Source organism: Klenkia brasiliensis (assembly GCF_900100695.1).
GTDB lineage: Bacteria > Actinomycetota > Actinomycetes > Mycobacteriales > Geodermatophilaceae > Klenkia > Klenkia brasiliensis.
In genome coordinates this window covers 635,637-658,044 of the sequence record NZ_FNCF01000002.1, presented here as the reverse complement: position 1 = coordinate 658,044, position 22,408 = coordinate 635,637, and the positions used below count along the sequence as shown (strand labels likewise).

General features: G+C 76.4%; 24 protein-coding genes. 4 read left to right on the top strand and 20 right to left on the bottom strand.

The features are described from left to right. The 3 genes from BLT39_RS07545 to BLT39_RS07535 form a co-directional block, all read right to left on the bottom strand. Positions 1-363, bottom strand: coding sequence for an NADH-quinone oxidoreductase subunit A (locus BLT39_RS07545; RefSeq protein WP_165640194.1), 363 nt, complete (start codon positions 361-363; stop codon positions 1-3). Positions 364-562: 199 nt separating this feature from the next. Further along, on the bottom strand, positions 563-1,807 hold the full coding sequence (locus BLT39_RS07540) for a geranylgeranyl reductase family protein (protein WP_091061285.1): 1,245 nt from the start codon (positions 1,805-1,807) through the stop codon (positions 563-565). Positions 1,808-1,981: 174 nt separating this feature from the next. After that, the gene (locus BLT39_RS07535; RefSeq protein WP_242658236.1) at positions 1,982-2,698 is read right to left on the bottom strand and encodes a demethylmenaquinone methyltransferase; all 717 of its coding nucleotides are present in this window, start codon (positions 2,696-2,698) and stop codon (positions 1,982-1,984) included. Positions 2,699-2,738: 40 nt separating this feature from the next. Here BLT39_RS07535 and BLT39_RS07530 point away from each other — a divergent pair, with 40 nt between their 5' ends. Continuing rightward, entirely contained in the window at positions 2,739-3,992 is a 1,254-nt protein-coding gene (locus BLT39_RS07530; protein WP_242658235.1) for an isochorismate synthase, read from the top strand. On the opposite strand, the gene menD is transcribed toward BLT39_RS07530, so the two are convergent. Together menD and BLT39_RS07520 are read right to left on the bottom strand one after the other, a co-directional pair. After that, positions 3,989-5,779 (bottom strand): 2-succinyl-5-enolpyruvyl-6-hydroxy-3-cyclohexene-1-carboxylic-acid synthase, encoded by a 1,791-nt coding sequence (menD, locus tag BLT39_RS07525; protein ID WP_091061281.1) that lies wholly within the window; start codon positions 5,777-5,779, stop codon positions 3,989-3,991. The genes BLT39_RS07530 and menD overlap by 4 nt on opposite strands. Next, entirely contained in the window at positions 5,776-6,723 is a 948-nt protein-coding gene (locus tag BLT39_RS07520; protein ID WP_091061279.1) for an o-succinylbenzoate synthase, read from the bottom strand. The genes menD and BLT39_RS07520 overlap by 4 nt, the downstream gene beginning before the upstream one ends. A 36-nt stretch (positions 6,724-6,759) precedes the next feature. Between BLT39_RS07520 and menE the strand changes: the two genes are divergently transcribed. Beyond that, positions 6,760-7,893: an o-succinylbenzoate--CoA ligase gene (gene menE, locus BLT39_RS07515; protein WP_091061276.1), complete on the top strand. Its 1,134-nt coding sequence runs from the start codon at positions 6,760-6,762 to the stop codon at positions 7,891-7,893. Then, a complete protein-coding gene (locus tag BLT39_RS07510) occupies positions 7,893-8,762 on the top strand; it encodes a 1,4-dihydroxy-2-naphthoate polyprenyltransferase (RefSeq protein WP_091061274.1) in 870 nt (289 codons plus the stop codon). The genes menE and BLT39_RS07510 overlap by 1 nt, the downstream gene beginning before the upstream one ends. Here BLT39_RS07510 and BLT39_RS07505 read toward each other — a convergent pair. After that, entirely contained in the window at positions 8,755-9,081 is a 327-nt protein-coding gene (locus BLT39_RS07505; RefSeq protein WP_091061271.1) for a DUF4229 domain-containing protein, read from the bottom strand. The genes BLT39_RS07510 and BLT39_RS07505 overlap by 8 nt on opposite strands. After that, positions 9,065-9,574, bottom strand: coding sequence for an Lrp/AsnC family transcriptional regulator (locus BLT39_RS07500; protein WP_242658234.1), 510 nt, complete (start codon positions 9,572-9,574; stop codon positions 9,065-9,067). Before BLT39_RS07500 ends, BLT39_RS07505 begins: the two co-directional genes overlap by 17 nt. A gap of 72 nt (positions 9,575-9,646) precedes the next feature. On the opposite strand from BLT39_RS07500, the gene BLT39_RS07495 reads away from it, so the two are divergent. Beyond that, on the top strand, positions 9,647-9,874 hold the full coding sequence (locus tag BLT39_RS07495) for a hypothetical protein (protein ID WP_091061268.1): 228 nt from the start codon (positions 9,647-9,649) through the stop codon (positions 9,872-9,874). A 2-nt stretch (positions 9,875-9,876) separates the two neighbouring features. On the opposite strand, the gene BLT39_RS07490 is transcribed toward BLT39_RS07495, so the two are convergent. The 13 genes from BLT39_RS07490 to BLT39_RS07430 form a co-directional block, all read right to left on the bottom strand. Further along, the gene (locus BLT39_RS07490; RefSeq protein WP_131801432.1) at positions 9,877-10,254 is read right to left on the bottom strand and encodes a hypothetical protein; all 378 of its coding nucleotides are present in this window, start codon (positions 10,252-10,254) and stop codon (positions 9,877-9,879) included. 115 nt (positions 10,255-10,369) lie between these two features. Next, a complete protein-coding gene (gene ccsB, locus BLT39_RS07485) occupies positions 10,370-11,341 on the bottom strand; it encodes a c-type cytochrome biogenesis protein CcsB (protein WP_091061263.1) in 972 nt (323 codons plus the stop codon). Beyond that, positions 11,338-12,939, bottom strand: a complete 1,602-nt coding sequence (gene resB / locus BLT39_RS07480; RefSeq protein WP_091061260.1) for a cytochrome c biogenesis protein ResB — start codon at positions 12,937-12,939, stop codon at positions 11,338-11,340. Before resB ends, ccsB begins: the two co-directional genes overlap by 4 nt. Next, positions 12,936-13,760, bottom strand: coding sequence for a cytochrome c biogenesis CcdA family protein (locus BLT39_RS07475; protein WP_091061256.1), 825 nt, complete (start codon positions 13,758-13,760; stop codon positions 12,936-12,938). Before BLT39_RS07475 ends, resB begins: the two co-directional genes overlap by 4 nt. 3 nt (positions 13,761-13,763) lie before the next feature. Then, the gene (locus BLT39_RS07470) at positions 13,764-14,330 is read right to left on the bottom strand and encodes a redoxin domain-containing protein (protein ID WP_091061253.1); all 567 of its coding nucleotides are present in this window, start codon (positions 14,328-14,330) and stop codon (positions 13,764-13,766) included. Next, on the bottom strand, positions 14,327-14,968 hold the full coding sequence (locus BLT39_RS07465) for a histidine phosphatase family protein (protein ID WP_242658233.1): 642 nt from the start codon (positions 14,966-14,968) through the stop codon (positions 14,327-14,329). The genes BLT39_RS07470 and BLT39_RS07465 overlap by 4 nt, the downstream gene beginning before the upstream one ends. Beyond that, entirely contained in the window at positions 14,965-16,320 is a 1,356-nt protein-coding gene (gene hemL / locus BLT39_RS07460) for a glutamate-1-semialdehyde 2,1-aminomutase (protein WP_091061250.1), read from the bottom strand. The genes BLT39_RS07465 and hemL overlap by 4 nt, the downstream gene beginning before the upstream one ends. After that, positions 16,317-16,820, bottom strand: a complete 504-nt coding sequence (locus BLT39_RS07455) for a hypothetical protein (RefSeq protein WP_091061246.1) — start codon at positions 16,818-16,820, stop codon at positions 16,317-16,319. Before BLT39_RS07455 ends, hemL begins: the two co-directional genes overlap by 4 nt. Further along, positions 16,817-17,809 (bottom strand): porphobilinogen synthase, encoded by a 993-nt coding sequence (gene hemB / locus BLT39_RS07450; protein WP_091061242.1) that lies wholly within the window; start codon positions 17,807-17,809, stop codon positions 16,817-16,819. The genes BLT39_RS07455 and hemB overlap by 4 nt, the downstream gene beginning before the upstream one ends. Then, entirely contained in the window at positions 17,806-19,350 is a 1,545-nt protein-coding gene (locus BLT39_RS07445; RefSeq protein WP_091061238.1) for a uroporphyrinogen-III synthase, read from the bottom strand. The genes hemB and BLT39_RS07445 overlap by 4 nt, the downstream gene beginning before the upstream one ends. A 70-nt stretch (positions 19,351-19,420) precedes the next feature. Beyond that, positions 19,421-20,350, bottom strand: coding sequence for a hydroxymethylbilane synthase (hemC, locus tag BLT39_RS07440; protein ID WP_091061235.1), 930 nt, complete (start codon positions 20,348-20,350; stop codon positions 19,421-19,423). Next, positions 20,347-21,720 carry a glutamyl-tRNA reductase gene (locus BLT39_RS07435; protein WP_091061231.1) on the bottom strand — a complete coding sequence of 458 codons (1,374 nt, stop codon included), beginning with the start codon at positions 21,718-21,720 and terminating at the stop codon, positions 20,347-20,349. Before BLT39_RS07435 ends, hemC begins: the two co-directional genes overlap by 4 nt. Then, on the bottom strand, positions 21,717-22,397 hold the full coding sequence (locus BLT39_RS07430; protein WP_091061228.1) for a redox-sensing transcriptional repressor Rex: 681 nt from the start codon (positions 22,395-22,397) through the stop codon (positions 21,717-21,719). The genes BLT39_RS07435 and BLT39_RS07430 overlap by 4 nt, the downstream gene beginning before the upstream one ends. Positions 22,398-22,408 lie beyond the last annotated feature (11 nt).

Below are 22,408 nucleotides of genomic sequence, written 5' to 3'. Positions count from 1 at the left end.
TCAGTCCCACTCCAATCCGCCGCGGCGCCAGACGTAGGCGTAGGCGATGAAGACCGTGGCGATGAAGACGACCATCTCGACCAGACCGAAGACCCCGAGCTGGTCGTTGGCGACCGCCCACGGGTAGAGGAAGACGATCTCGATGTCGAAGACGATGAAGAGCATCGCGGTCAGGTAGTACTTAATCGGGAAACGACCGCCCGACAGCGGCTGGTCGACCGGTTCGATGCCGCACTCGTAGGCCTCGAGCTTGGCGGAGTTGTACCGGCGCGGGCCGATGAAGGGCGCCGCGGTCACCGAGAACAGCGCGAACCCGGCCGCGAGCACGAACAACCCGACCAGCGGCGCGTAGGTCGCGAGCATCAGCGCCTCCCCCGGTTCCCGGTCCGCTTGTGAATTCGTTCACAAGTCGACACGTCAGAACCCTATGCCCCAGGTCACACTCCCCGGAAGGGTCCCCCGCCCGGCGAGTCGCGACCCAGGGCACCCTCACCGGCATCCGCGCAGGTCGGGGCACCGGCAGCCGGTCACCTCCGCGGTGACCGGCTGGGCGCCGGGGGGGTCAGCGGGAGGGGGTGAGGCGGTGCAGCACGTCGAGGGTGCGGTCGACGGCGTCGCCGTCCCGACCGTCGGAGAGGTTGCCCATCAGCCGCAGCGCGACGGCGACCGCGGCCGGGCGCTTGAGGCCGTGCGCGGTGGCGAACCGGACCAGCTCCGGGCGGGCCAGGCCCTTGAGGAACAGCGCACCCAGCCGGTGGTGGGCGCCGAACTCCGCGCGCAGCCGCTCGGGGTAGCGGCGCAGCACCGCCTCGCGCGCGGGGCCGGCGGGGGCGGCCAGCGCGGCGAGCACCACCTCGCTCGCGGTGCGGGCGGTCTCCATGGCGTAGCTGATGCCCTCGCCGTTGAACGGGTTGACCGTGCCGGCGGAGTCGCCGACCAGCAGCAGCCCGCGGGTGTAGGCCGGCCGGCGGGACAGCGAGGTCGGCAGGCCGGCGCCGCGCAGCGGGGTGCCGGGCGCCTCGGGGTCGATGCCCCACGACGCGGGCAGCGACGCGATCCAGCGGCGGTAGACCGTGCGGGTGTCGTCGTCCCCGGCGTACCGGGTGTCCAGCAGGCCGAACCCGACGTTGGCCGTGCCGTCGCCCATCGGGAAGAACCAGCCGTAGCCGGGCATGGACTCGGCGTCCGGGCCCTGCGCGGTCAGGTCGAAGGAGATGTCCAGGTAGGGGTCGTGCGTGCGCGCGGTCGGCAGGTACTGCCGGACGGCGACGCCCAGCGGGACGTCGGTGCGGCGGGTCAGGCCGATCGCCTTGGCCAGCCGGCCCGACAGGCCCTCGGCGGAGACCACCAGCGTCGCCCGGTGCTCCTCCCCGTCGGCGGTGCGCACCCCGCACACCCGGCCGGCGTCGTCGAGCAGCGGCTCGGCGACGGTGACGCCGAACCGGATCTCCGCGCCGGCCGCGACGGCGTGCCGGGCGAGCTGGGCGTCGAGGTCGGCGCGGGTGCGGATGAGCCCGCCCGCGGGCCAGCGGGCCAGCCGCGGCCAGTCGACCTCGACGACCTGGCCGCCGCCGTGGACCCGCAGGCCGCGGTGGCGCACCCAGCCGTCGTCGTCGGTGTCGATGCCCATCGCGGCGAGCGCGGCCACCCCGCGCGGGGTCAGCCCGTCGCCGCACACCTTCTCGCGGGGGAAGTGCGACTTCTCCAGCACCAGCACGTCGAGGCCGGCCCGGGCCAGCCAGTAGGCCGCGGACGACCCGGCCGGTCCGGCCCCGGCGACCACCACGTCGTGCTGCTGCGTCGCCACGGGGGCGAGTCTAGGAAGGCGGTGGCGCGACCGGGTCGGTCGGGCTGGGCACCGGGGACGGCGGCGCGGGCTCCGAGGGCACCGGGTCCACCGGGGTGGGCGGCGGGTCGACGGGACCGGGGTCGGGCGTGGGCGGGAACGTCATGGCACCCGTGTGCCCGGGGTCACGCCGGGTCAACCCCGCTTGGTGCCCCGGTGCAGCGCGACGATCCCGCCGGTGAGGTTGCGCCAGGCCACGTCGGACCAGCCGGCGGCCTGCAGCTTGGCGGCCATCGGCTGCTGCGGCGGCCAGGCCCGGATCGACTCGGCCAGGTAGACGTAGGCCTCGGGGTTGCTGCTCACCGCCCGGGCGATCGACGGCAGCGCCCGCATCAGGTACTCCAGGTAGACCGTGCGCCACGGCGCCCAGGTCGGGGTGGAGAACTCGCAGACCACCAGGGTGCCGCCGGGGCGGGTCACCCGGGCGAACTCGCGCAGCGCGGCGTCGGGGTCGGCGACGTTGCGCAGGCCGAAGCTGATGACCACGCCGTCGACGCTCTCGTCGGCCAGCGGCAGCGCCATCGCGTCGCCGGCCACCATCGGCACCGGCCGGTGGGCGCCCGCGCGCAGCATGCCCTGGGAGAAGTCGCAGGCGATCGCGGTGACCCCGCCCGAGGCCAGCTCCACGGTGGACACCCCGGTGCCTGCGGCGACGTCGAGCACCGTCTGCCCGGCGCGGGCGCCCAGCGCCTCGCGGGTGGCCCGCCGCCAGCCGGCGTCCAGCCCGCCGGAGAGCACGGTGTTGGTGACGTCGTAGCGGCCGGCGACGCGGTCGAACATCGCGGCGACCTCGGCGGGGCGCTTCTCCAGCGTCGCCCGGTAGCCGGCCTGTGTCCGATCTCCTGCGCTCACGCCCGATCACGATACGGGCGCGCTGCCTATCGTGATCGGTGTGACCGGTACGGCGACGACCACCCAGCGGGTGGTCACCACCCCCCTGGGCCGGCGGCGCAGTGACCTGCTGACCAAGCTGCCCGCGCGGGGCGCGCTGGCCTGGGTCCGCGACGGCGAGGGCCTGGTGGGCTGGGGCGAGGTCGACCGGTTCGAGGTCACCGGCCCCGGCGCGCTCGAGCGGGCCGCCGACTGGTGGGCGCAGCGGTGCGCGGCCACCGAGGTGGTCGACCCGCTGGGCGTGCCCGGCTCCGGTGCGGTGCTGTTCGGCTCGGTCGCCTTCGACCCCGAGCGCGGCCGGTCGGTGTTCGTCGTCCCCGCCGTGGTGCTGGGCCGCCGGGACGGGCAGACGTGGGTGACCGTGGCCGGGGACGACCACCCCGAGGTCACCGAGTTCCCCGCGCAGGCCGCCGACTCCTCCATCGGGCGGCTCAGCTACGCCGACGGCGAGCTGGACCCGGTGACCTGGTGCGGCCGGGTCGGCGAGGCGGTGCGGCGGATCGCCGCCGGCGACCTGGACAAGGTGGTGCTGGCCCGCGACGTCCTGGTCCGCGCCGACCACCCGCTGGACCCCCGCCGGCTGCTGCTGCGGCTGGCCGCGCGCTTCCCCTCCTGCTGGACCTTCGCCGTCGAGGGCCTGCTCGGCGCGACCCCCGAGCTGCTGCTGCGCCGCACCGGCGACGAGGTGTCCTCCCGGGTGCTGGCCGGCACCGCGCCGCGCAGCTCCGACGCCGCCGCCGACACCGCGTTGGGGGCGGGGCTGGCCGGCAGCGCCAAGGACCACGCCGAGCACCGGTACGCCGTCGACAGCCTCGCCGCGGCGCTGCGGCCGTGGTGCACCGACCTCGCCGTCCCGTCCCGGCCCTCGGTGCTCACGCTGCCCAACGTGCGGCACCTGTCCACCGACGTCCGCGGCCACCTGGCGCCCGGTGCCCCCGGCCTGCTCGAGCTGCTGGCGGCGGTGCACCCCACCGCGGCGGTCGGCGGCACCCCCCGCGGGGCCGCGCTGGAGCTGATCCGGGAGATCGAGGGCATGGACCGCGACCGGTACGCCGGCCCGGTGGGCTGGCTGGACGCCCGGGGGGACGGCGAGTTCGGGCTGGCGCTGCGCTGCGCCCAGCTGACCGGGGGCGCGGGCGGCGCGGAGGCCCGGCTGTTCGCCGGCTGCGGCATCGTCGGGGACTCCGACCCGATGGCCGAGCTCGCCGAGACCCAGGCCAAGCTCGCCGCCGTCCAGGCGGCGCTCCAGGACTAGGAACGCTGCGACTGGTCCAGCGCGGCGCCGGCGGCCTCCCGCAGCGTGCGGGCCAGCTCGGCCTCCGCGCGCTGGTCGCCCCGGACCACGACCACCCGCGGCCCGCCGAGTGCCAGGGCGCCGCGCAGGCCGTCGGGGTCGTGCACCGACGTCGCCGCCCACCCCAGCGCCCGGGCCACCCCGACCAGGTCCCGGCCGTGCGGGGTGCCGAAGACCCGGCGGTACCCCGCGGCGTGCTCGGGCCGGCCGGGCTCGAGCTGGGCGAAGATGCCCCCGCCGTCGTTGTCGGGCACCACCAGGGTCAGGTCGGGCACGGTCTCGCCGTCGCCGAGCAGCAGGCCCTGCAGGTCGTGCAGGAACGTCAGGTCGCCCAGCAGGGCGAAGGCCGGGCCGCCGCCGGCGCCCTGGTGGGCCAGGGCCGCGCCGACCGCGGTGGAGACGGTGCCGTCGATGCCGGCCACCCCGCGGTTGGCCAGCACCGTGAGCCCCGCGCGCGGCACCGCGTACCGGTCGACGTCGCGCACCGGGTTGGACGAGCCGAGCACCAGCAGCGCGCCGGCGGGCAGCCCGGCGACCAGGTCGCGGGCCAGGCGGGGGGCGGTGAGCCGGGGGGTGGCGTCCAGCACCCGGTCGACCGCGGCGCCCACGCGGGCGGCGGCGTCGGTCCACTCCTGCGCCCAGCCGTCGGGGACCACGTGCCCGGAGATGTCCAGCTCGCCGAGCACCGCGCCCGGGTCGGGCAGCACCCCGCCGACCCGGGTGGAGCCCCGGCCGGCGTCGGGCCAGCGGGGGTGCGGGGAGACGGTGTCGACCACGACGTCGGGGTGCGCCAGCAGCGCCGAGACCGGCCGGCTCAGCGTCGGGCGGCCGACGACCAGGACCCGGTCGGGCCGGTGCGCGGCGGCCCAGTCGGTGCCCAGCAGCAACGCGGTGCCGCGCACGGAGGTGCTGCCGCCCCAGGTGCCGCTGCTGGGCTCGCCCAGCACCGGCCAGCCGCGCTGGCCGGCCACCACGGCGGTGCTGCGGCCCAGCGCGACCGGCGCGTCCCCGGCGACGACCAGGGTGCGGCGGGCGCGCACCGGGCCGGCGGCGCCCGGCGCCGGCGGGGTGGTCACCATCGCGCCCGGCCCGGTCCCGGGGCCGGTGCCGGGGGCGACCGACGTCCAGGGGGCGCCGTCGGGCCGGCCGGCCCACACCCCCGAGGGCGGTGCCGGGCGCGGGTCGTGCTCGTCGGGCAGCAGCGGGTCGCGCAGCGCCAGGTTCAGGTGCACCGGTCCCGGGTCACCGGACAGCGCGCCGGCCGCCACCAGCAGCGCCCGCGCCGCGGTGGAGCGCCAGTACCGGTTCTGCGCGGCCTCCCGGCCCTCCTCGGGCACGCCGAGGTCGGCGGCCCAGCGCACCGTGCCGCCGTAGATGCCCGGCTGGTCCACCGTCTGGTTCGCGCCGGTGCCGCGCAGCTCGGGGGGCCGGTCGGCGGTGAGCAGCAGCAGCGGGATGCCGGACTGGTCGGCCTCCAGCGCGGCGGCGAGCAGGTGGGCGGTCGCCGTCCCCGACGTCGTGAGCACCGGCACCGGCCGGCCGGTGGCCTTGGCCAGGCCCAGGGCCAGGAAGGAGCCGGTGCGCTCGTCGATGCGCACGTGCAGCCGCAGCCGGCCCGAGAGCTCGGCCTGGTGCAGCGCCAGGGCGACCGGGGCCGAGCGCGAGCCCGGGCAGACGACGGCGTCGGTGACCCCGCCGCGGACGAGCTCGTCGACCAGCACGCGGGCGAAGGCGGTGGCCGGGTTCACGCCGGGGTCCCCACCGCGGTCACCCGGTCCAGCCGGTCCCGCCAGCGCTGCTCGGTCGCGGGGTCGGCGGCCGGCACCCGGTCGGGCACCACCGCGCGCACCGGCAGCGCGCCGTCCACCGGCAGCAGCGGCTCCGCGGTGACGTCGTCGGTGAACAGCGCGACGGTGGCCAGCCCGCAGGCGAAGGGCAGCTCGGGCAGCGCGGCGGCCAGCGCGACCCCCGCGGCGATGCCCACCGAGGACTCCAGCGCCGAGGACACCACGCAGGGCAGCCCGTGCGCCTGCGCGACGGCCAGCGCGGCCCGCACGCCGCCGAGGGGCTGCACCTTGAGGACGACGACGTCGCACGCCTCCCGCAGGTCCACCCCGGCCGGGTCGGCCGAGCGGCGGACCACCTCGTCGGCGGCCACCCGGACCTCGACCCGGCGGCGCAGCGCGACCAGCTCCTCGACGGTGGCGCAGGGCTGCTCCACGTACTCCAGGTCGTAGCGGTCCAGCGTGCGGATGCGCTCCACGGCGCGGTCGACCGACCAGGCGGCGTTGGCGTCCACCCGCACCGCCCCGCCCGGGCCGAGCGCGTCGCGGACGGCCTCCACGCGGGCCTCGTCGTCGGCGTCGGTCTGGCCGGGCTCGGCGACCTTGACCTTGGCCGTGCGGCAGCCCGAGGCGGTGACCACGGCGTGCGCCCGTTCCGGGTCGACCGCGGGCACCGTGCAGTTGACCGGGACGGCGTCGCGCACCGGCGCCGGCCAGCCCACGACGGCCGCCTCGACGGCCGCGGCCCACCAGCGGGTGACCTCGGCGTCGGCGTAGTCCCAGAACGGGGAGAACTCGCCCCAGCCGGCCGGGCCGCGCACCAGCACGCCGTCACGGACGTCGATGCCGCGGAACCGGGTGCGCAGCGGGGTGCGGTAGACCCGGAGGTCGGTCAGCTGCGGGTCCACCCGGTGATCGTAAGGACGTCCGTAGGCTGGCTGCCCGTGGAGCGGCGGCTGACCCTGGTGCCCGCGCCGGCCCTGGGCCCCGCGGTGCTGACCGACGTGTGGCCGCACGTGCTGGCCGCCCTCGACGGGCGCGCACCGCTGGCCGTGGTCCCCGCCGACCCCGGCCCGGCCGGCCGCGCCCGCGCGGTGCTGCGGCCCGACCTCCCGCTGGAGGACGGCGCCGACCTCGTCGTCCTCACCTCGGGGTCCACCGGCGACGGCCGCGGCGTGCTGCTGCCCGCCGCGGCGCTGCGCGCCTCGGCCACCGCGACCCTGGACCGCCTCGGCGGCGCCGGCGGCTGGTTGCTGGCGCTGCCGGTGAGCGCCGTCGCCGGGCTGCAGGTGCTGGTGCGCTCCGCGCTCGCCGGCGCGCCGCCGGCGGTGCTGGGCCCCGGCGAGCGGCTGGCCGACGCGCTGCCCCGGGTGCCCGGCGGACGGCGGTACACCGCGCTGGTGCCCACGCAGCTGCGCCGCCACCTCGACACCGAGCCCGACGCGCTGCGCGCCCTGGACGCCGTGCTGGTCGGCGGTGCCGCCACCGACCCGGCCCTGCTGGAGCGGGCCCGCGCCGAGGGCGTGGCCGTCGTGACCACCTACGGCATGAGCGAGACCGCGGGCGGCTGCGTCTACGACGGCGTCCCGCTGGACGGCGTCGGGGTGCGGGTGGCCGACCGCGGCGTCGAGCTGGCCGGCCCGCAGCTGGCGCTGGGCTACCGGCTGGACCCGGCGGCCACGGCCGAGGCGTTCGTGGACGGCTGGTTCCGCACCCGCGACGCGGGGTCGCTGGTGGACGGCCGGCTGCAGGTGCACGGCCGGCTGGACGACGTGCTCGTCTCCGGCGGGGTCAACGTCGCCCCGCAGGCGGTCGAGGCCGCGCTGCGCGAGCACCCCGACGTCGCCGACGCCGTGGTCGCCGGCCGGCCGGACCCGGAGTGGGGCCAGCGGGTGGTCGCCGCCGTGGTGCCCGCCCCCGGCGCCGACCCGCAGCTGGCCGCCCTGCGCCCCTGGGTGGCCGACCGCCTGGGCGCCCCCGCCGCCCCCAAGGAGCTGCTGCTGGTGGACGCCGTCCCCCTGCTGCACACCGGCAAGCCCGACCGCCGGGCCGTCGCCCGCCTGATCGAAGGAGCCTGATGGCCACCCCCGCCCAGTGGCTGGCCGGAGCCCGGCCCCGCACCCTGCCCGCCGCGGTCGCCCCGGTGCTGGTGGGCACCGGCGTCGCGGTGGCGCTGGAGGCCTTCCGGCCGCTGCCGGCGCTGCTGGCCCTGGTGGTGGCGCTCGCCCTGCAGGTGGGGGTCAACTACGCCAACGACTTCTCCGACGGCCGCCGCGGCACCGACGCCGACCGGGTCGGCCCGATGCGGCTGGTCGGGTCGGGTGCGGCGAGCGAACGGGCGGTGCTGGTGGCCGCCGTGCTGTCCTTCGCCGTGGCCGGGCTGGCCGGGCTGGCCATGGCGGCGCTGTCGAGCTGGTGGCTGGTCGCGGTCGGCGCGGTGAGCATCCTGGCCGCCTGGACCTACACCGGCGGCCCGATCCCCTACGGCTACCGGGCGCTGGGCGAGGTGTTCGTCTTCGTGTTCTTCGGCCTGGTCGCCACCGTGGGGACGACGTTCGGCCAGACCCGCACCGTCGAGGGGCTGGCCTTCGCCGCCGCGGTGCCGGTGGGCCTGCTCATCACCGCGATCCTGGTGGTGAACAACCTGCGCGACGTGCACGGCGACGCCGCGGTGGGCAAGCGGACGCTCGCGGTGCTGCTCGGCGAGCAGCCCACCCGCTGGTTCTTCACCGGCCTGGTGGTCGCGGCCTTCGTGGTGGTGGCGCTGGTCGGCCTGGACCGCCCGTGGGCGCTGCTGGGGCTGCTGGCCGCACCCGTCGCCGTCCCCCCGGTGCGCACCGTGCTCTCCGGCGCCCGGGGGCCGGCGCTGATCGCCGCGCTGGGCGGGACCGGCCGGGCCACCCTGGTGACCGGCGTGGTGTTCGCGCTGGGGCTCGCGCTCAGCTGACCGGGTCGTCGGTGCCCTTGAGCCGGGCGCGCAGGTCGGCCTTGCTGGCCCGGCGGGTGACCGAGCGGGCGGCCATGGCCTCGGTGAGCCTGTCGCGCAGCGGGCGCAGCAGCACGAACGACAGCGGCATCGACAGCAGCAGCCCGAACAGCAGGCCGGGGAAGCTGCCCAGGCCCAGCACCCAGAGCAGGGCGACGAGCGCGGCGGCCAGCAGCAGCCGGCCGAGGGTGTAGAGGGCCAGCAGCGGCCACACCGACGGTGCCTGGGCCGGGCCCCCGGTCGGGCTCACCGGCCGGTCCTGCTCACTCTGCGCGGCCATGGCGGCCCTCCCACTTGGTCGACAGCACGACGGTCGTCCGGGTGCGTGCGACGCCCCGGATCCGGTTCAACGCGTTGATGGTGTCCTCGAGTGCCGGGATGTCGGTCACCCGGACCTTGAGCACGTAGCCCTCGGTGCCCGCCGTCCGCCAGCAGTCCTCGACGTGCGGCAGCGCGGACATCGCCTCCAGGATGCCCACGTCGTCGACCTCGTCGCTGTCGATGACGCCGATGAGCGCGGTCACCCCCAGCCCCACGGCGGCCGGGTCGACGACCGCGGTGTAGCCGGTGATCACCCCGGCGGTCTCGAGCTTGCCGACCCGCTCGTGCACCGCGGGGGCGGACAGGCCGACCTGCCGGGCCAGCTCGGCGTAGCTGGCCCGGCCGTTGGCCTGCAGCAGCGCGAGGAGCTGCTCGTCGACGGCGTCGATGTCGTCCTCCTGGTCGCCGGTGGGTCCGCGCGGTCGGTTTGCGCGGTGCCCCGCGGTGGGCACCCCCGAGTATCGCCGGGGCGCCTACATTGGGGGTCCGGTGGGTCGTGCACGACTGCGGGGAGAGGTGGACCGGTGGTCTTCTTGGTCATGCTGGTGATCGCCATCGCGGTGGTCGTGCTCGTCATGCGGGCGGCCGCCACCCAGGGCGGCAACGGCGGGGGCGGTGGCGGTGCGCGCCGGCCCCGGCCGCCGCGCGGTCCCCGGCCCCCGCAGCGCTTCGTGGCGCCCGACGACGACCCGGACTTCCTCCGCGAGCTCGACCGCCGCACCCGCCGCGACGACGGGTCCGCCCCCGCCTGAGGTCAGGCCGCGGTGGTGGGCCGGCTCGTGGAGTGGCCGCCACCGAAGAACCGCCGCCAGCCGGTGCGCCGCACCGGCGGCGCGGGCACCTCGGCGTCCTGCTCGGCGGCCGCGTCCAGCACCGCCAGCACCGAGCCGTCGTCGTCCGGGTGCACGGGGAGCCGGTCGGCCGCCTCCGCGGGCTCGCCGCCGGGCCAGCCCAGGCCGTCGCCGCGGCGGGGCCCGTCGGGCCAGCCGACCGCCGTCGGTCGGGTGTCGGCCGCCTGGTGCTGCACCACGTTCGGGGCGCGGCCCGGGGCCGCGGCGTGCTGGCGGCGCTGCAGCGCGTCGGCCACCAACGGGTGCACGGTGGACCCGTCGAGGGCCGAGTGCTTACCCACGGTGGTGGCCTGACTGCGCGCGCATGGGTGCAGCGTGCCACGGACCAGCCGGTTCAGCACGTGTTCGGGCCCGTCCGTCCCCCAGTAGTGGGGGTGACGGAGAGTTACAACGGTGTCAGTTGAGCCCGCCGTAGGAGTGCAGGCCGGTGGACACCATGTTCACGTAGAGCAGGTTGAACACCATCACGCCCAGGCCCACGACGTTGATCCAGGCCGAGGGCCGGCCCCGCCAGCCGGCGGTGGTGCGGGCGTGCAGGTAGGCCGCGTAGACCACCCAGGCGATGAAGGCCCAGGTCTCCTTGGGGTCCCAGCCCCAGAACCGGCCCCAGGCGCTCTCGGCCCAGATCGCGCCGGCGATGACCGCGAACGTCCAGATCGGGAAGCCGAAGACGGCGGTGCGGTGCGCGGTGCGGTCCAGCGCCGCGGCACCGGGCAGCCGGTGCACGATGCGCGACATCGGCTGCTCCCCGGCGGCGACCTTGGCCTCGTACCGGGAGCGCACCAGGTACATCACGCTGGCGATGCCCGAGACGAAGAAGATGCCGAAGCCGAGGATCGCGGTGGTGACGTGCACGGCCAGCCAGGCCGAGCGCAGCGCGGCGACCAGCGGGCCGGCGGAGGCGTAGAGGAACAGCCCGATGCCGACCATGGAGAGCACGACCGGGGCGAGCACGAAGATGCCGATGTGCCGCAGGGCCGGGGTGCGCACGGCCAGCACCAGGTAGACCACGACGGCGACCAGCACGACGGCGGTGCCGAACTCGTACATGTTGCCCCACGGCAGCCGGCCGGTGGCCAGGCCGCGGGTGAGCAGCACCCCCGCCTGCACGAGGGCCCCCAGCGCGGTCAGCGCCATGGCGACCATGCCCCAGCGGCGGGCGCGGGCCGGCTCGTCGTCGGCACCGCCCGCGGCGGCCGGGACGGGCCGCTGGACCGTGCCGCCGCCGGCGGCGACCAGCTCGCGGGCCGGGGCCGTGCGGCCGCCGAAGGCCAGCTCGGCGCAGAACGCGACGACGGCCAGGGAGTACAGCCCCACCGCGACCGAGAACAGGGTGTCCGACGTCGCGGCGAGGGATTCGTTGATCACGTGCGGGGGTTCTCCTCGGTGCGGGCGCGGCGGGCGAGGGCCGCCGCGACGTCGTCGGTGAGCGCGGTGAAGCGGGGTGCGGTGTCGGCGCTGCCGCGGGTGAGCGCACCGACGTCCAGGACGGTACCCGCGCCGCCGGGGCCGGCGGTCGTGCGGGCGAACACCCGTTCCCGGCGCAGCAGCAGCATCCCGAGCAGGCCGACCAGGATGGCGATGGCCGACCCGAGCACCCACAGCTGGCCGGGGTCGTGGGAGACCTGCATGGCGGCGAACTGCTTGACGCCGGAGAAGGTGATGACCGTGCCGTCGGCCAGCGTCGTGGACTCCCCGACCTTGAGGTTGGCCTCGCCGATCCGGGTCAGGTTCCCGCGGTCGATCTGGGTCTGGTCGATCGAGTAGACGTTCTGCGGCAGGCCGGAGTCCAGGCCGAGGTAGCCCTCGTAGACGAACACCGCGACCTGCGGGTCCAGGGGCCGGGGGTCCACCGAGGTCAGCACGCCGCCCTGCACCGACCCGGTCGGGGCGAACAGCCCCTGCAGGGCCAGCTGCTCGTCCGAGCCGGGGACGTCGGGCAGCTTGAGGGCGCCCTCGCTGGACATCGTCTGGGTCTCGGCGGGCAGGAACGGCGCGGAGATGTCGGTGAAGGAGTCCCCGTTCGGGAAGGTCACGCTGAACACCGGCGAGAACCCGTGGCCGGTCACGTAGACCCGGTCGCCGTCGAAGCGGAGTGGGCTGTTCACGCCGATGGTGGTGTTCCGGCTGGCCGACCCGGCCAGGCCGTAGCCGATGTCGGCGGTGAACGAGGCCGCGGTGAGGTTCTCCTCGTACTCGGCCTTGAAGTCGTCGAGGGTCACGCACAGCGGCGACATGTCCCCGGCGTCGACCAGGGCGCCTGCGCTGTAGTTGTCGTACTGCTGGAAGGTGTTGCAGAACCGGTCGCCCTCGGTGACCAGGATGCTGCCCTCGTAGCCCCACAGCTTGCCGCCGGCCAGGCCGAGCAGCAACGCCAGCAGGGCCAGGTGGAACACGACGTTGCCGGTCTCCTTGAGGAAGCCCTTCTCCGCCGACAGCTCCGGGCCGTACCGGCCCTCGCGGCGCACCACCCGGAACCGGCGGACCCGCAGCTCCTCCTCGACGACGTCCAGCGTCGCCGCGCCGTCCAGACCAGAGTCCAGGCTGCGGTGGTCGGGCAGGCGGTGCAGGTGCCGCGGCGCCGGCGGCGGGGCGGCGAACACCGCACGCGCGTGCTCGATCGCCCGCGGCACCACGCAGCCGATGAGCGAGATGAACAGCAGCAGGTAGATCGCGGCGAACCACGGCGAGGAGAAGACGTCGAACAGGTAGAACCGGTCGAGCACCGGCGCGAGGTCGGGGTGGTCGGAGAAGTACCGGGTCACCTGGCTCTGCGACAGCGACCGCTGCGGCAGCAGCGAGCCCGGGACGGCGGCGACGGCGAGCAGGAACAGCAGCACCAGCGCCGTCCGCATGGCCGTCAGCGACCGCCACCAGCGCAGCAGGGTGGCGGTGACGGCGCGGCGGGGCGAGGGCCGGGACGGGGGCACGGGGGCCGCGGCCGGCCGCTCCGTCGTGGTGGTCACAGGAAGAACTCCCCGAAGCCGGTGGAGGCGAGCCAGGAGCGGAACCAGATCATGCCCTCGCCCCACAGCCCGGTGAGCAGCAGCAGGCCGACGACGACGAGCACGGCGCCGCCGAAGCGGCTGACCGCGGCGGCGTGCCGGCGCAGGAACCCGGTGGCCCCGACGGCCCAGCGGGCACCGAGGGCGACCAGCACGAACGGGACGCCGAGGCCCAGGCAGTAGGCCACGCCCAGCAGCGAGCCGCGCGCGGCGGTGGCCTCGGCGAAGGCGAGCGAGTTGACCGCGGCCAGCGTCGGGCCCAGGCACGGCGTCCAGCCCAGGCCGAACACCACGCCCAGCAGCGGGGCACCGGCCAGGCCGGTCGCCGGGCGGACCGACAGCTTCTTCGTGCGCTGCAGGAACGGCAGCCAGCCCAGGAACCCCAGGCCGACGACGACGGTGACCGCGCCCATCACCCGGGTGATCTCGTCGTTGTAGACCAGCAGCCAGCGCCCCAGCCCGCCGAACAGCGCGCCGAAGGCGACGAAGACGACCGTGAAGCCGAGCACGAACAGCAGCGCGCCAACCACCATCCGCCCGCGCGGCGGCCGCTCGTCGGTGCGCACCGCGGTCGCGACCGCCCCGTCCCCTGCGGTGGCCCCGCCGGCCGGCGCGGCGGCGCGGGCGCCGGTGCCGACCAGGCCGGTGACGTAGGACAGGTAGCCGGGGACCAGGGGCAGCACGCAGGGCGAGGCGAAACTGATCAGCCCGACCAGGGCCGCGACGCCGGCGGCCACCAGCAGCGGCCCGTCGGTGACCAGCCCGGCGAAGGTCTCCCCCACGGCTCAGTCCTCCAGCAACTGGTCGATGGTGGTCTGCAGGTCGGTCTGGGTGACCGCGCCGGTGTACACCGCGGCGACGTCGCCGGACCGGTCCAGCACGATCGTGGACGGGATCGCGGCCGCCGGGAAGTCGCGGAAGGCGAGCGCGACCTCGCTGGCCGGGTCGAACAGGGACGGGTAGGTCAGCCCCTTGTTCTCCACGAAGGCCTGCGCGAGCTGCTGCTGGTCCTTGACGTTGACGCCGAGGAACTGCACGCCCTGCTCGGCGACGTCGGCGTAGACGTCCTGGAACTCCGGGCTCTCCACCCGGCACGGCGCGCACCAGGACCCCCAGAAGTTGATCACGGCGACGTCCCCGGAGAGGTCCTGCGAGCTCCAGGACCGACCGTCCAGCAGCGTGCCGGAGAACTCCGGGGCGCTGGACCGCTCGCCGGCGGGGATGACCTCGCCGGCCGGGGTGGCCGCGACGAAGCGGAACTCGCCGCCGTTGTTCACGTCGACCTGGTCCGAGCCGGTGGAGCACCCGGCGAGCGCGAGGACGGCGACCAGCCCGGCGAGCAGCCTCCTCATGCCCCACCCACCGTGCCCGTGCCGGCCGGGCCGGCGGGCTCGGCGTAGTCGACCCGGACCAGCTCGTCGCCGGACCACGTCAGCGAGGTGACGCTGGCCAGGCCGCACTGCCGGCGGCGGGGGTCGTGCACGTAGCTGCGGCCCTCGACGGTCAGCCGGAGCACCCAGATGGGCAGCTGGTGGCTGACGCAGACCGCCGCCGAGCCGCGGGCGGCGTCGCGGGCGGTGTGCACCGCACCCAGCATGCGCTCGGCGATCTCGCGGTAGGGCTCGCCCCAGGACGGCCGGAACGGGTTGCGCAGCCGCCACCAGTTGGCCGGGTGCTTGAGCGCGCCGTCGCCCACGCCGAACGTCTGGCCCTCGAACTGGTTGCCGGCCTCGATCAGCCGGTCGTCGGTGGCGATCTCCAGGCCCAGGGTCTCGGCGATGGGGGCGGCGGTCTCCTGCGCGCGCTGCAGCGGGGAGGCGACCAGGTGGGTGATCGGCCGGTGGGAGCCGAACCACTGCGCGGCGGTGGCGGCCATGCCGTGCCCGGCCTCGGACAGGTGGAAGCCGGGCAGCCGGCCGTAGAGCACGCCGGTGGGGTTGTGCACCTCGCCGTGCCGCATCACGTGCACGGTGGTCGTCTCGGCGGTCACGGCTGCAGCGCCTGGGCGTCGTGCGAGACGGCGGGGGCGGTCCCCGGGGTGGCCGCGGCGGCCGCGCGGGCGGCGGCGGGCAGCGCGTCGAGCACGTGCTGCACGGCCTCGTCGTCCATCGCGGCGTTGACGAACCAGGACTCGAAGGCCGACGGCGGCAGGTAGACCCCGTCGGCCAGCATGGAGTGGAAGAACGCGGTGTGCTGCGCGGTCTCCTGGGTGCGGGCGTCGTCGTAGTCGCGCACCACGCGGCCGTCGGGGACGAAGAAGACCGAGAACATCGACCCGGCCGACTGCAGGGTGTGCGCCACCCCGGCGGCGGTGAGCGCCTCGGTGACCGCGCCGCGCAGGGTGTCGGCGACGGCGTCGCAGCGGGCGTAGACCTCGTCGGTGCAGTGCCGCAGCGTGGTGAGGCCGGCGGCGACCGCGACCGGGTTCCCGGCCAGCGTGCCCGCCTGGTAGACCGGCCCCAGCGGGGCCAGCTGGCCCATCAGCTCGGCGCGGCCGCCGAAGGCCGCGGCCGGCAGCCCGCCGCCCATGACCTTGCCGAAGGTGACCAGGTCGGCGTCGTAGTGCTCGTGGCCGCGCCAGCCCGACCGGCTGACCCGGAAGCCGGTCATGACCTCGTCGACCAGCAGCAGCGCGCCGTGCGCGGCGGTGATCCGGCGCAGCTGCGCGTTGAAGCCGTCCAGCGGGGGGACGACGCCCATGTTGCCGGCGGCGGCCTCGGTCGCCACGACCGCGATCTCGCTGCCCCGCTCGGCGAACACGGCCTCGAGCGCGGCGACGTCGTTGTAGGGCAGCACCACGGTGTCGGCGGCGGCGCCGGTGGTGACGCCGGGGGTGTCGGGCAGGCCGAGGGTGGCCACGCCCGAGCCGGCGGCGGCCAGCAGCGCGTCGACGTGGCCGTGGTAGCAGCCGGCGAACTTGACCACCACGGAGCGACCGGTGGCACCGCGCGCCAGGCGGATGGCCGAGAGCACGGCCTCGGTGCCGGAGTTGACCAGCCGGACCTGCTCGACGCCGGTGCGGTCGACGATCTCGGCGGCCAGCTCGACCTCGCCACCGGTGGGGGTGCCGAAGGAGAACCCGCGGGAGGCGGCGTCGGTGACCGCGGCGACGACGGCGGGGTGGGCGTGGCCGAGGATCATCGGCCCCCACGAGCTGACCAGGTCGACGTAGCGGCGGCCGTCGACGTCGGTGATCCACGGGCCCGAGCCCGACGCCATGAACCGCGGTGTGCCGCCGACGGCGCGGAAGGCGCGCACCGGGGAGTTGACCCCGCCGGGGGTCACCGCGCGGGCGCGCTCGAACAGGTCGGCCGAGGCCGGGGCGTCGTACGGGTAGCTCACGGCTCCACTGTCCCAGGCTGCACATCGCCGCCGTCGGCCCCCGTCAGGGCTGTGCGCAGGGCAGCGGTGAGCTGTGCGGGCCGGCGGGTGGGCACCAGCACCGTCGTGCCGTCGGTGCGCCGCAGCGGCAGGCCCACCCGGCCCTTGGGCAGCGCCGCTCCCCCGCCCAGCACGGGGGCGCCGACGTCCACGCCGGTGCCGCCGTCCAGCGCGGTCGGGTCCACCTCGGCCAGCGGCAGCCGGTCGCGGCCGACGACCAGCGCCGCGTCGGGGCCGCGGCCGGCCAGCGACACCGTCCAGACCCGGTTGGCCGAGACCACGCCGGCGGCGACGATGCCGAGCACCGCGACGACGGCGACCACCCACACCAGCAGCGGCACGTCCTGGCCGGGCAGCACCGCGTCCAGCACGGCGAGGACGACGAACACCGCGACCGTCGTCCAGAACCCGCGCCAGGAGCCGCCGGGTTCGGTGTAGGTCGGTGCCGAGGGACCGGTCATCGGACCCAGTGCGCTGCCTCGACCGCCCAGTAGGTCAGCACGGTGCCCGCACCCGCGCGGCGGATGGACGTGAGCGTCTCCAGGATCGCCCGGCGGCGGTCGACCATGCCGCGCTCGGCGGCCGCCTCGACCATCGCGTACTCACCGCTGACCTGGTAGGCGCTCACCGGGACGTCGACGGCGTCGGCGACCTGGCGGACGATGTCCAGGTAGGGCAGCGCGGGCTTGACCATGACCGCGTCGGCGCCCTCGGCGAGGTCCTGCCGCACCTCCCGCAGCGCCTCGGCCGCGTTCGGCGGGTCCATCTGGTAGGTCGAGCGGTCACCGAACTGCGGGGCGCCCTCGGCGGCCTCCCGGAACGGCCCGTAGAAGCCCGAGGCGTACTTGGCGGCGTAGGCCAGGATCGGCACCTCGGTGAAGGCGGCCGCGTCCAGCCCGGCCCGGATGGCGGCGACCTGGCCGTCCATCATGCCGCTGGGGGCCACCAGGTGCGCCCCGGCCTGCGCCTGGGCGACCGCGACCGCGGCGTAGCGGTCCAGCGTGGGGTCGTTGTCCACGACGCCGGCCGGGGTGACGACGCCGCAGTGGCCGTGGTCGGTGTACTCGCACAGGCACAGGTCGGCCATGAGCACGAGCTCGTCGCCGAGGTCGGCCCGCAGCTGCTGCAGCGCCACGTTGACCACGCCGTCGGCGGCGTCGGCCTGCGACCCCACGGGGTCCTTGTCGGCCGGGATGCCGAACAGCATCAGCCCGCCGATGCCGGCGTCGGCCGCCTCGGCCGCGGCCTTCCGCAGCGACTCCTGGGAGTGCTGCACCACGCCGGGCATCGAGCCGATCGGCTGCGGCTCGGTGATGCCCTGCTTGACGAAGACCGGCAGCACGAGGTCGGCGGGGGCCAGCCGGGTCTGCGCGGTCAGCCGGCGCATGGCCGGCGTCGAGCGCAGCCGCCGTCCCCGCGCGAAGCCCGGGCTGGCCCCCGCCGCGCTCACTCGGCGGCCCCGCCCTCGGCCTCGGCGCGGCGGGCTTCGGCGAACGCGGCGAGCGCGTCCACCAGCGGGCCGACCGCGGCGGTCTCGGGCTGGACGTCGACCCGCAGGCCGAACTCGGTGGCGCTGGCCGAGGTGGCCGGGCCGATGACCGAGACGACGGTGCGGGCGTGCGGCTTGCCGGCGATGCCGACCAGGTTGCGCACGGTCGAGGACGAGGTGAAGCAGACGGCGTCGAAGCCGCCGCCCTTGATCGCCTCGCGCACGGCGGCGGCCGGCGGGGCGGCGCGGACGGTGCGGTAGGCGGTGACGTCGTCGACCTCCCAGCCGCGGTCCTTCAGGCCCGCGGTCAGGGTCTCGGTGGCGATGTCGGCGCGGGGCAGCAGCACCCGGTCGATCGGGTCGAACACGTCGTCGTAGGGCGGGAAGTCGACCAGCAGGCCCTCGGAGGACTGGTCGCCCGAGGGCACCAGCTCGGGGACGATGCCGAACTCGCGGACCGCCTGGGCGGTCTGCTCGCCGACGCAGGCGACCTTGACGCCGGCGAAGGCGCGGGCGTCCAGGCCGAGCTCGGTGAACTTCTCCCGCACCGCGCGCACCGCGTTGGTGGAGGTGAACACGATCCAGCCGTAGCGGCCGGTGACCAGGCCCTTGACGGCGCGGTCCATCTGCGCCGGGCTGCGCGGGGGCTCCACGGCGATGGTGGGCACCTCGACCGGCACGGCGCCGTAGGCGCGCAGCCGCTCGCTCATGTCGCCGGCCTGCTCCTTGGTGCGGGGCACCAGCACGCGCCAGCCGAACAGCGGGCGGGACTCCCACCAGCCGAGCTTGGCCCGCTTGTCCACGACCGAGCCGACGGTGACGACGACCGAGCCCGACAGCGACTCCACGCCGGCGTCCTTCTCCGCGACCTGGGCCAGCTTCGCCGCGACGCTGCGCTGCGCGGTGCCGGTGCCCTCGACGGTGACCAGGACCGGGGTCGAGCCGGCCAGCCCGCCCTCGACCAGCCCGGCGGCGACGCCGGCCAGCTGGTCGGCGGCGACCTGCAGCACCAGCGGGCTGCCGGTGCCGGTGGCCGCGGCGGCGAGCGCGGCCGGGTCGGCCGGGTCCTCGCCGCGCAGGTCGGCCTGCACCGAGCCCGCGCCGATGGCGACGCCGGCGTAGGCCGGCACGGCGGTGCCGACGGCCACGCCGGGGACGACGTCGAAGGGCACGCTGGTGCGGGTGACCGCGAGGGTCTCCTTGACCACCGCGTCGGTGGTGAACGGGTCGCCGGCGACGAGCCGGACGACGACCGCGCCGTTCTTGGCGGCGGCGACGGCGGCCTTGGCGGCCTCGGCGGGCTCACCGGCGGCGACCGCGAGCTCGAGCTCGGGGTGGGCCTCGCGGACGGCGTCGGCCAGCGGGGCCGGGACGTCGGCGTCGTGCAGCACCAGGTCGGCGGCGGCCAGTGCCTCGGTGGCGCGGGCGGTCAGCAGCCCGGGGTCGCCGGGGCCGGCGCCGACGAAGACGACTCGGCCGGTCTGCTTGCGTGAGCGCGTCATCGCGTGCTCTCCATCTCCGACCCCGGGGTGGGGTCGCTTGCGGTCGGGCTGGGGGTATGGGGGGTCGTGCTCACCGGCTGGCCGCCACGAGGGCGGCGGCACCGCGGTCGATCAGCTCGGCGGCGAGCTCGCGGCCCAGCCGGGCCGCCTCCGTCGCGGGCCCGGAGGCCGAGCCGCGGACGGCGTCGCTGCCGTCGATCGCGGTGACCGAGGCCCGCAGGTACAGCTCGTCGCCGCCGTCCTCGGCCTCGGCGACCTCGGCGTGCGCGGCGACGGGTGCACTGCAGCCGGCCTCCAGGGCGGCCAGCACGGTGCGCTCGGCGACGACGCAGGCGCGGGCGCCGGCGTCGTCGAGTGCCGCCAGCAGCGACCGGGTGACGTCGTCGTCGCTCCGGCACTCCACGGCCAGGGCTCCCTGCGCGGGGGCGGGGAGCACCTGGAGCGGGTCGAGCACCTCGGTGACGGCGTCGAGCCGGCCGAGGCGGGCCAATCCTGCCCGGGCGAGGACCACCGCGTCCAGTTCGCCCGAGGTCACCTTGCCCATCCGGGTGTCGACGTTGCCCCGGATCGGGACCACCTCGAGGCCGAGGCCCAGGGCCCGCAGCTGGGCCACCCGGCGGGGGGCGCCGGTGCCCACGGTGGCCCCCGCCGGCAGCTCCCCGAGGGTCAGCCCGTCGCGGGCGACGAGGGCGTCGCGGGGGTCCTCGCGCGGCGGGACCGCGGCGATGACCAGGCCGGGCTCCTCGGCGGTGGGCAGGTCCTTGTAGCTGTGCACGGCCAGGTCGACGGTGCCGGCGCGCAGCGCGTCGCGCAGGGCGCTGACGAACACGCCGGTGCCGCCGAGCTGGGTGATCGCGGCCGAGGACCGGTCGCCCTCGGTGGTGATGTGCACCAGCTCGACCGCGCGCCCGCTGGCCGCGGTGATGGCGTCGGCGACGTGCTGGGACTGGGTGAGCGCCAGCTGGCTGCGCCGGGTGCCCAGCCGCAGCGGGGCGGTCACGACAGCTCCCGGTCGGCCGGCAGCTGGTCCAGCGTGGTGGTGGCCGAGGGGTCGACCGACACCGCGTCGGCCAGCACGTCGGTGGCGTCGCCGGCCAGGCCGAGGCCGAACAGCGCGCGCAGCGCACCGGCGTAGTCGGTGTCGCCGGGGACGCTGGCCAGCTCCTTCACCCGGACGGTGGGCTCGTGCAGCAGCTTGTCCACCACCCGGCGCACCGTGCGGGCGATCTCGGCGCGGGCCCGGGCGTCGAGGTCGGGCAGCCGGGTGGACAGCCGCAGCAGCTCCGCGTCGACGACCTCGGCGGCCTGGCTGCGCAGCGCCGAGACGGTGGGCGCGACGGCGGCGGCCTGGCGCTCGGCGCGCAGCAGGGAGGTCTCCAGCTCGACCAGCGCGTGCGCGGCGGCCACGTCGTCGGCGGCGACGGACCCGGCGACCGGCCGTCCCGGGTGGGCGCTGCGCTCGCCCTGCAGGGTGGCGAGGTCGACCACGTGCACGCCGGGCAGGGTGGCCACGGCCGGGTCGACGTCGCGGGGCAGCGCCAGGTCCACCACGACCAGCGGGGTGGTCCGGCCGGCGGTGGCCGCGAGGACGACGTCGGTGCCGATGACGGTGCCGGTGGCCCCGGTGCAGGTGACCAGGACGTCGGCGGCGGCGAGCTCGGCGGTGAGCGACCCCAGCGCGGCGGCGCGACCGCCGACGGACTCGGCCAGCCGGGCCGCGGTGGCCGGCGTCCGGCTGGTGACGGTGACCTCGGCACCCCGGCGGGCCAGCGTGGTGGCGGCCAGCGCACCCATCGAGCCCGCCCCGACGACCAGCACCGGCCGGCCGGCGAGGTCGCCGATGCGGTCGGTCACCCGGTCGAGGGCGACCGAGACCAGGGAGGCGCCGGCCTTGTCGATGCCGGTCTCGGCGTGCACCCGCTTGCCCACCCGCAGCGCGCGCTGGGTGACCGGGTGCAGCTCGCGGCCGATGGTGCCCTCGGCCTGGGCCAGGGCGTAGGCCGAGCGCAGCTGGCCCAGCACCTGGGTCTCGCCGACGACCATCGAGTCCAGGCCGGCGGCGACGGTGCACAGGTGCCGGGCGGCCTGGTCCTCGTAGTGCACGGTGACGTAGGGCGAGAGGTCCTCGACCCCGGTGCCGGCGTGCCGGGCGAGCACCCGGCTGACGTCGGTGACCCCGCCGTGGAAGCGGTCGACCTCGGCGAAGATCTCGACCCGGTTGCAGGTGGCCAGCACCAGCGCCTCGGAGACGTGCTCGCACTCCAGCAGCTCGTGCAGGGTCTTCACGGTGTCGTCGCCGCTCATCGCGACCTGCTCGAGCAGGGTGACCGGCGCGGTCTGGTGGCTGATGCCGACGGCCAGGAGGCTCACGGGAGGACCACCTGCTCGCCGACCACCTGCACACCCTTCTGCTGGTCCAGGAACGCCAGCACCTGCAGCTCGACGGACAGGTCCACCTGCCGGACGTCGACCCCCGCGGGGACCTGCAGCGCCACCGGCGCGAAGTTCACGATGCTGCGCACGCCGGCGTCCACCAGCCGGTCGCACACCGACTGCGCCACCGGCGCCGGCGTGGTGACCACCGCGATGGTCACGCCGTGCTCGGCGACGACCTGCTCGAGGTCGTCGACCGGGCGCACCGCGGTGCCGCCGACCACGTCGCCGACCCGCGCGGGGTCGGCGTCCAGGAGCCCGACGAAGGAGAAGCCACGGGTGCCGAACCCGGCGTACCCGGCCAGCGCCGAGCCCAGGTTGCCCATGCCGACCAGCACGCAGGAGCGGGACTGCTCGACGCCCAGGGCCCGGGCCAGCCGCTCCCGCAGCGCGGGGACGGCGTACCCGACGCCGCGCACGCCGCAGGGGCCGAGGTAGGACAGGTCCTTGCGCAGGCCGGCCGGGTTGACCCCGGCGGCCGAGGCGAGCTCGCCGCTGGACACCGAGGCCCGGCCGGCGTCGGCCAGCCCGGTGAGCACGCGCAGGTAGACGGCCAGGCGGGCGACGGTGGCCTCGGGGATGACCCGGGCCCGCGGCTCGCGCGACTCGCTCATGGCCCTCCTCG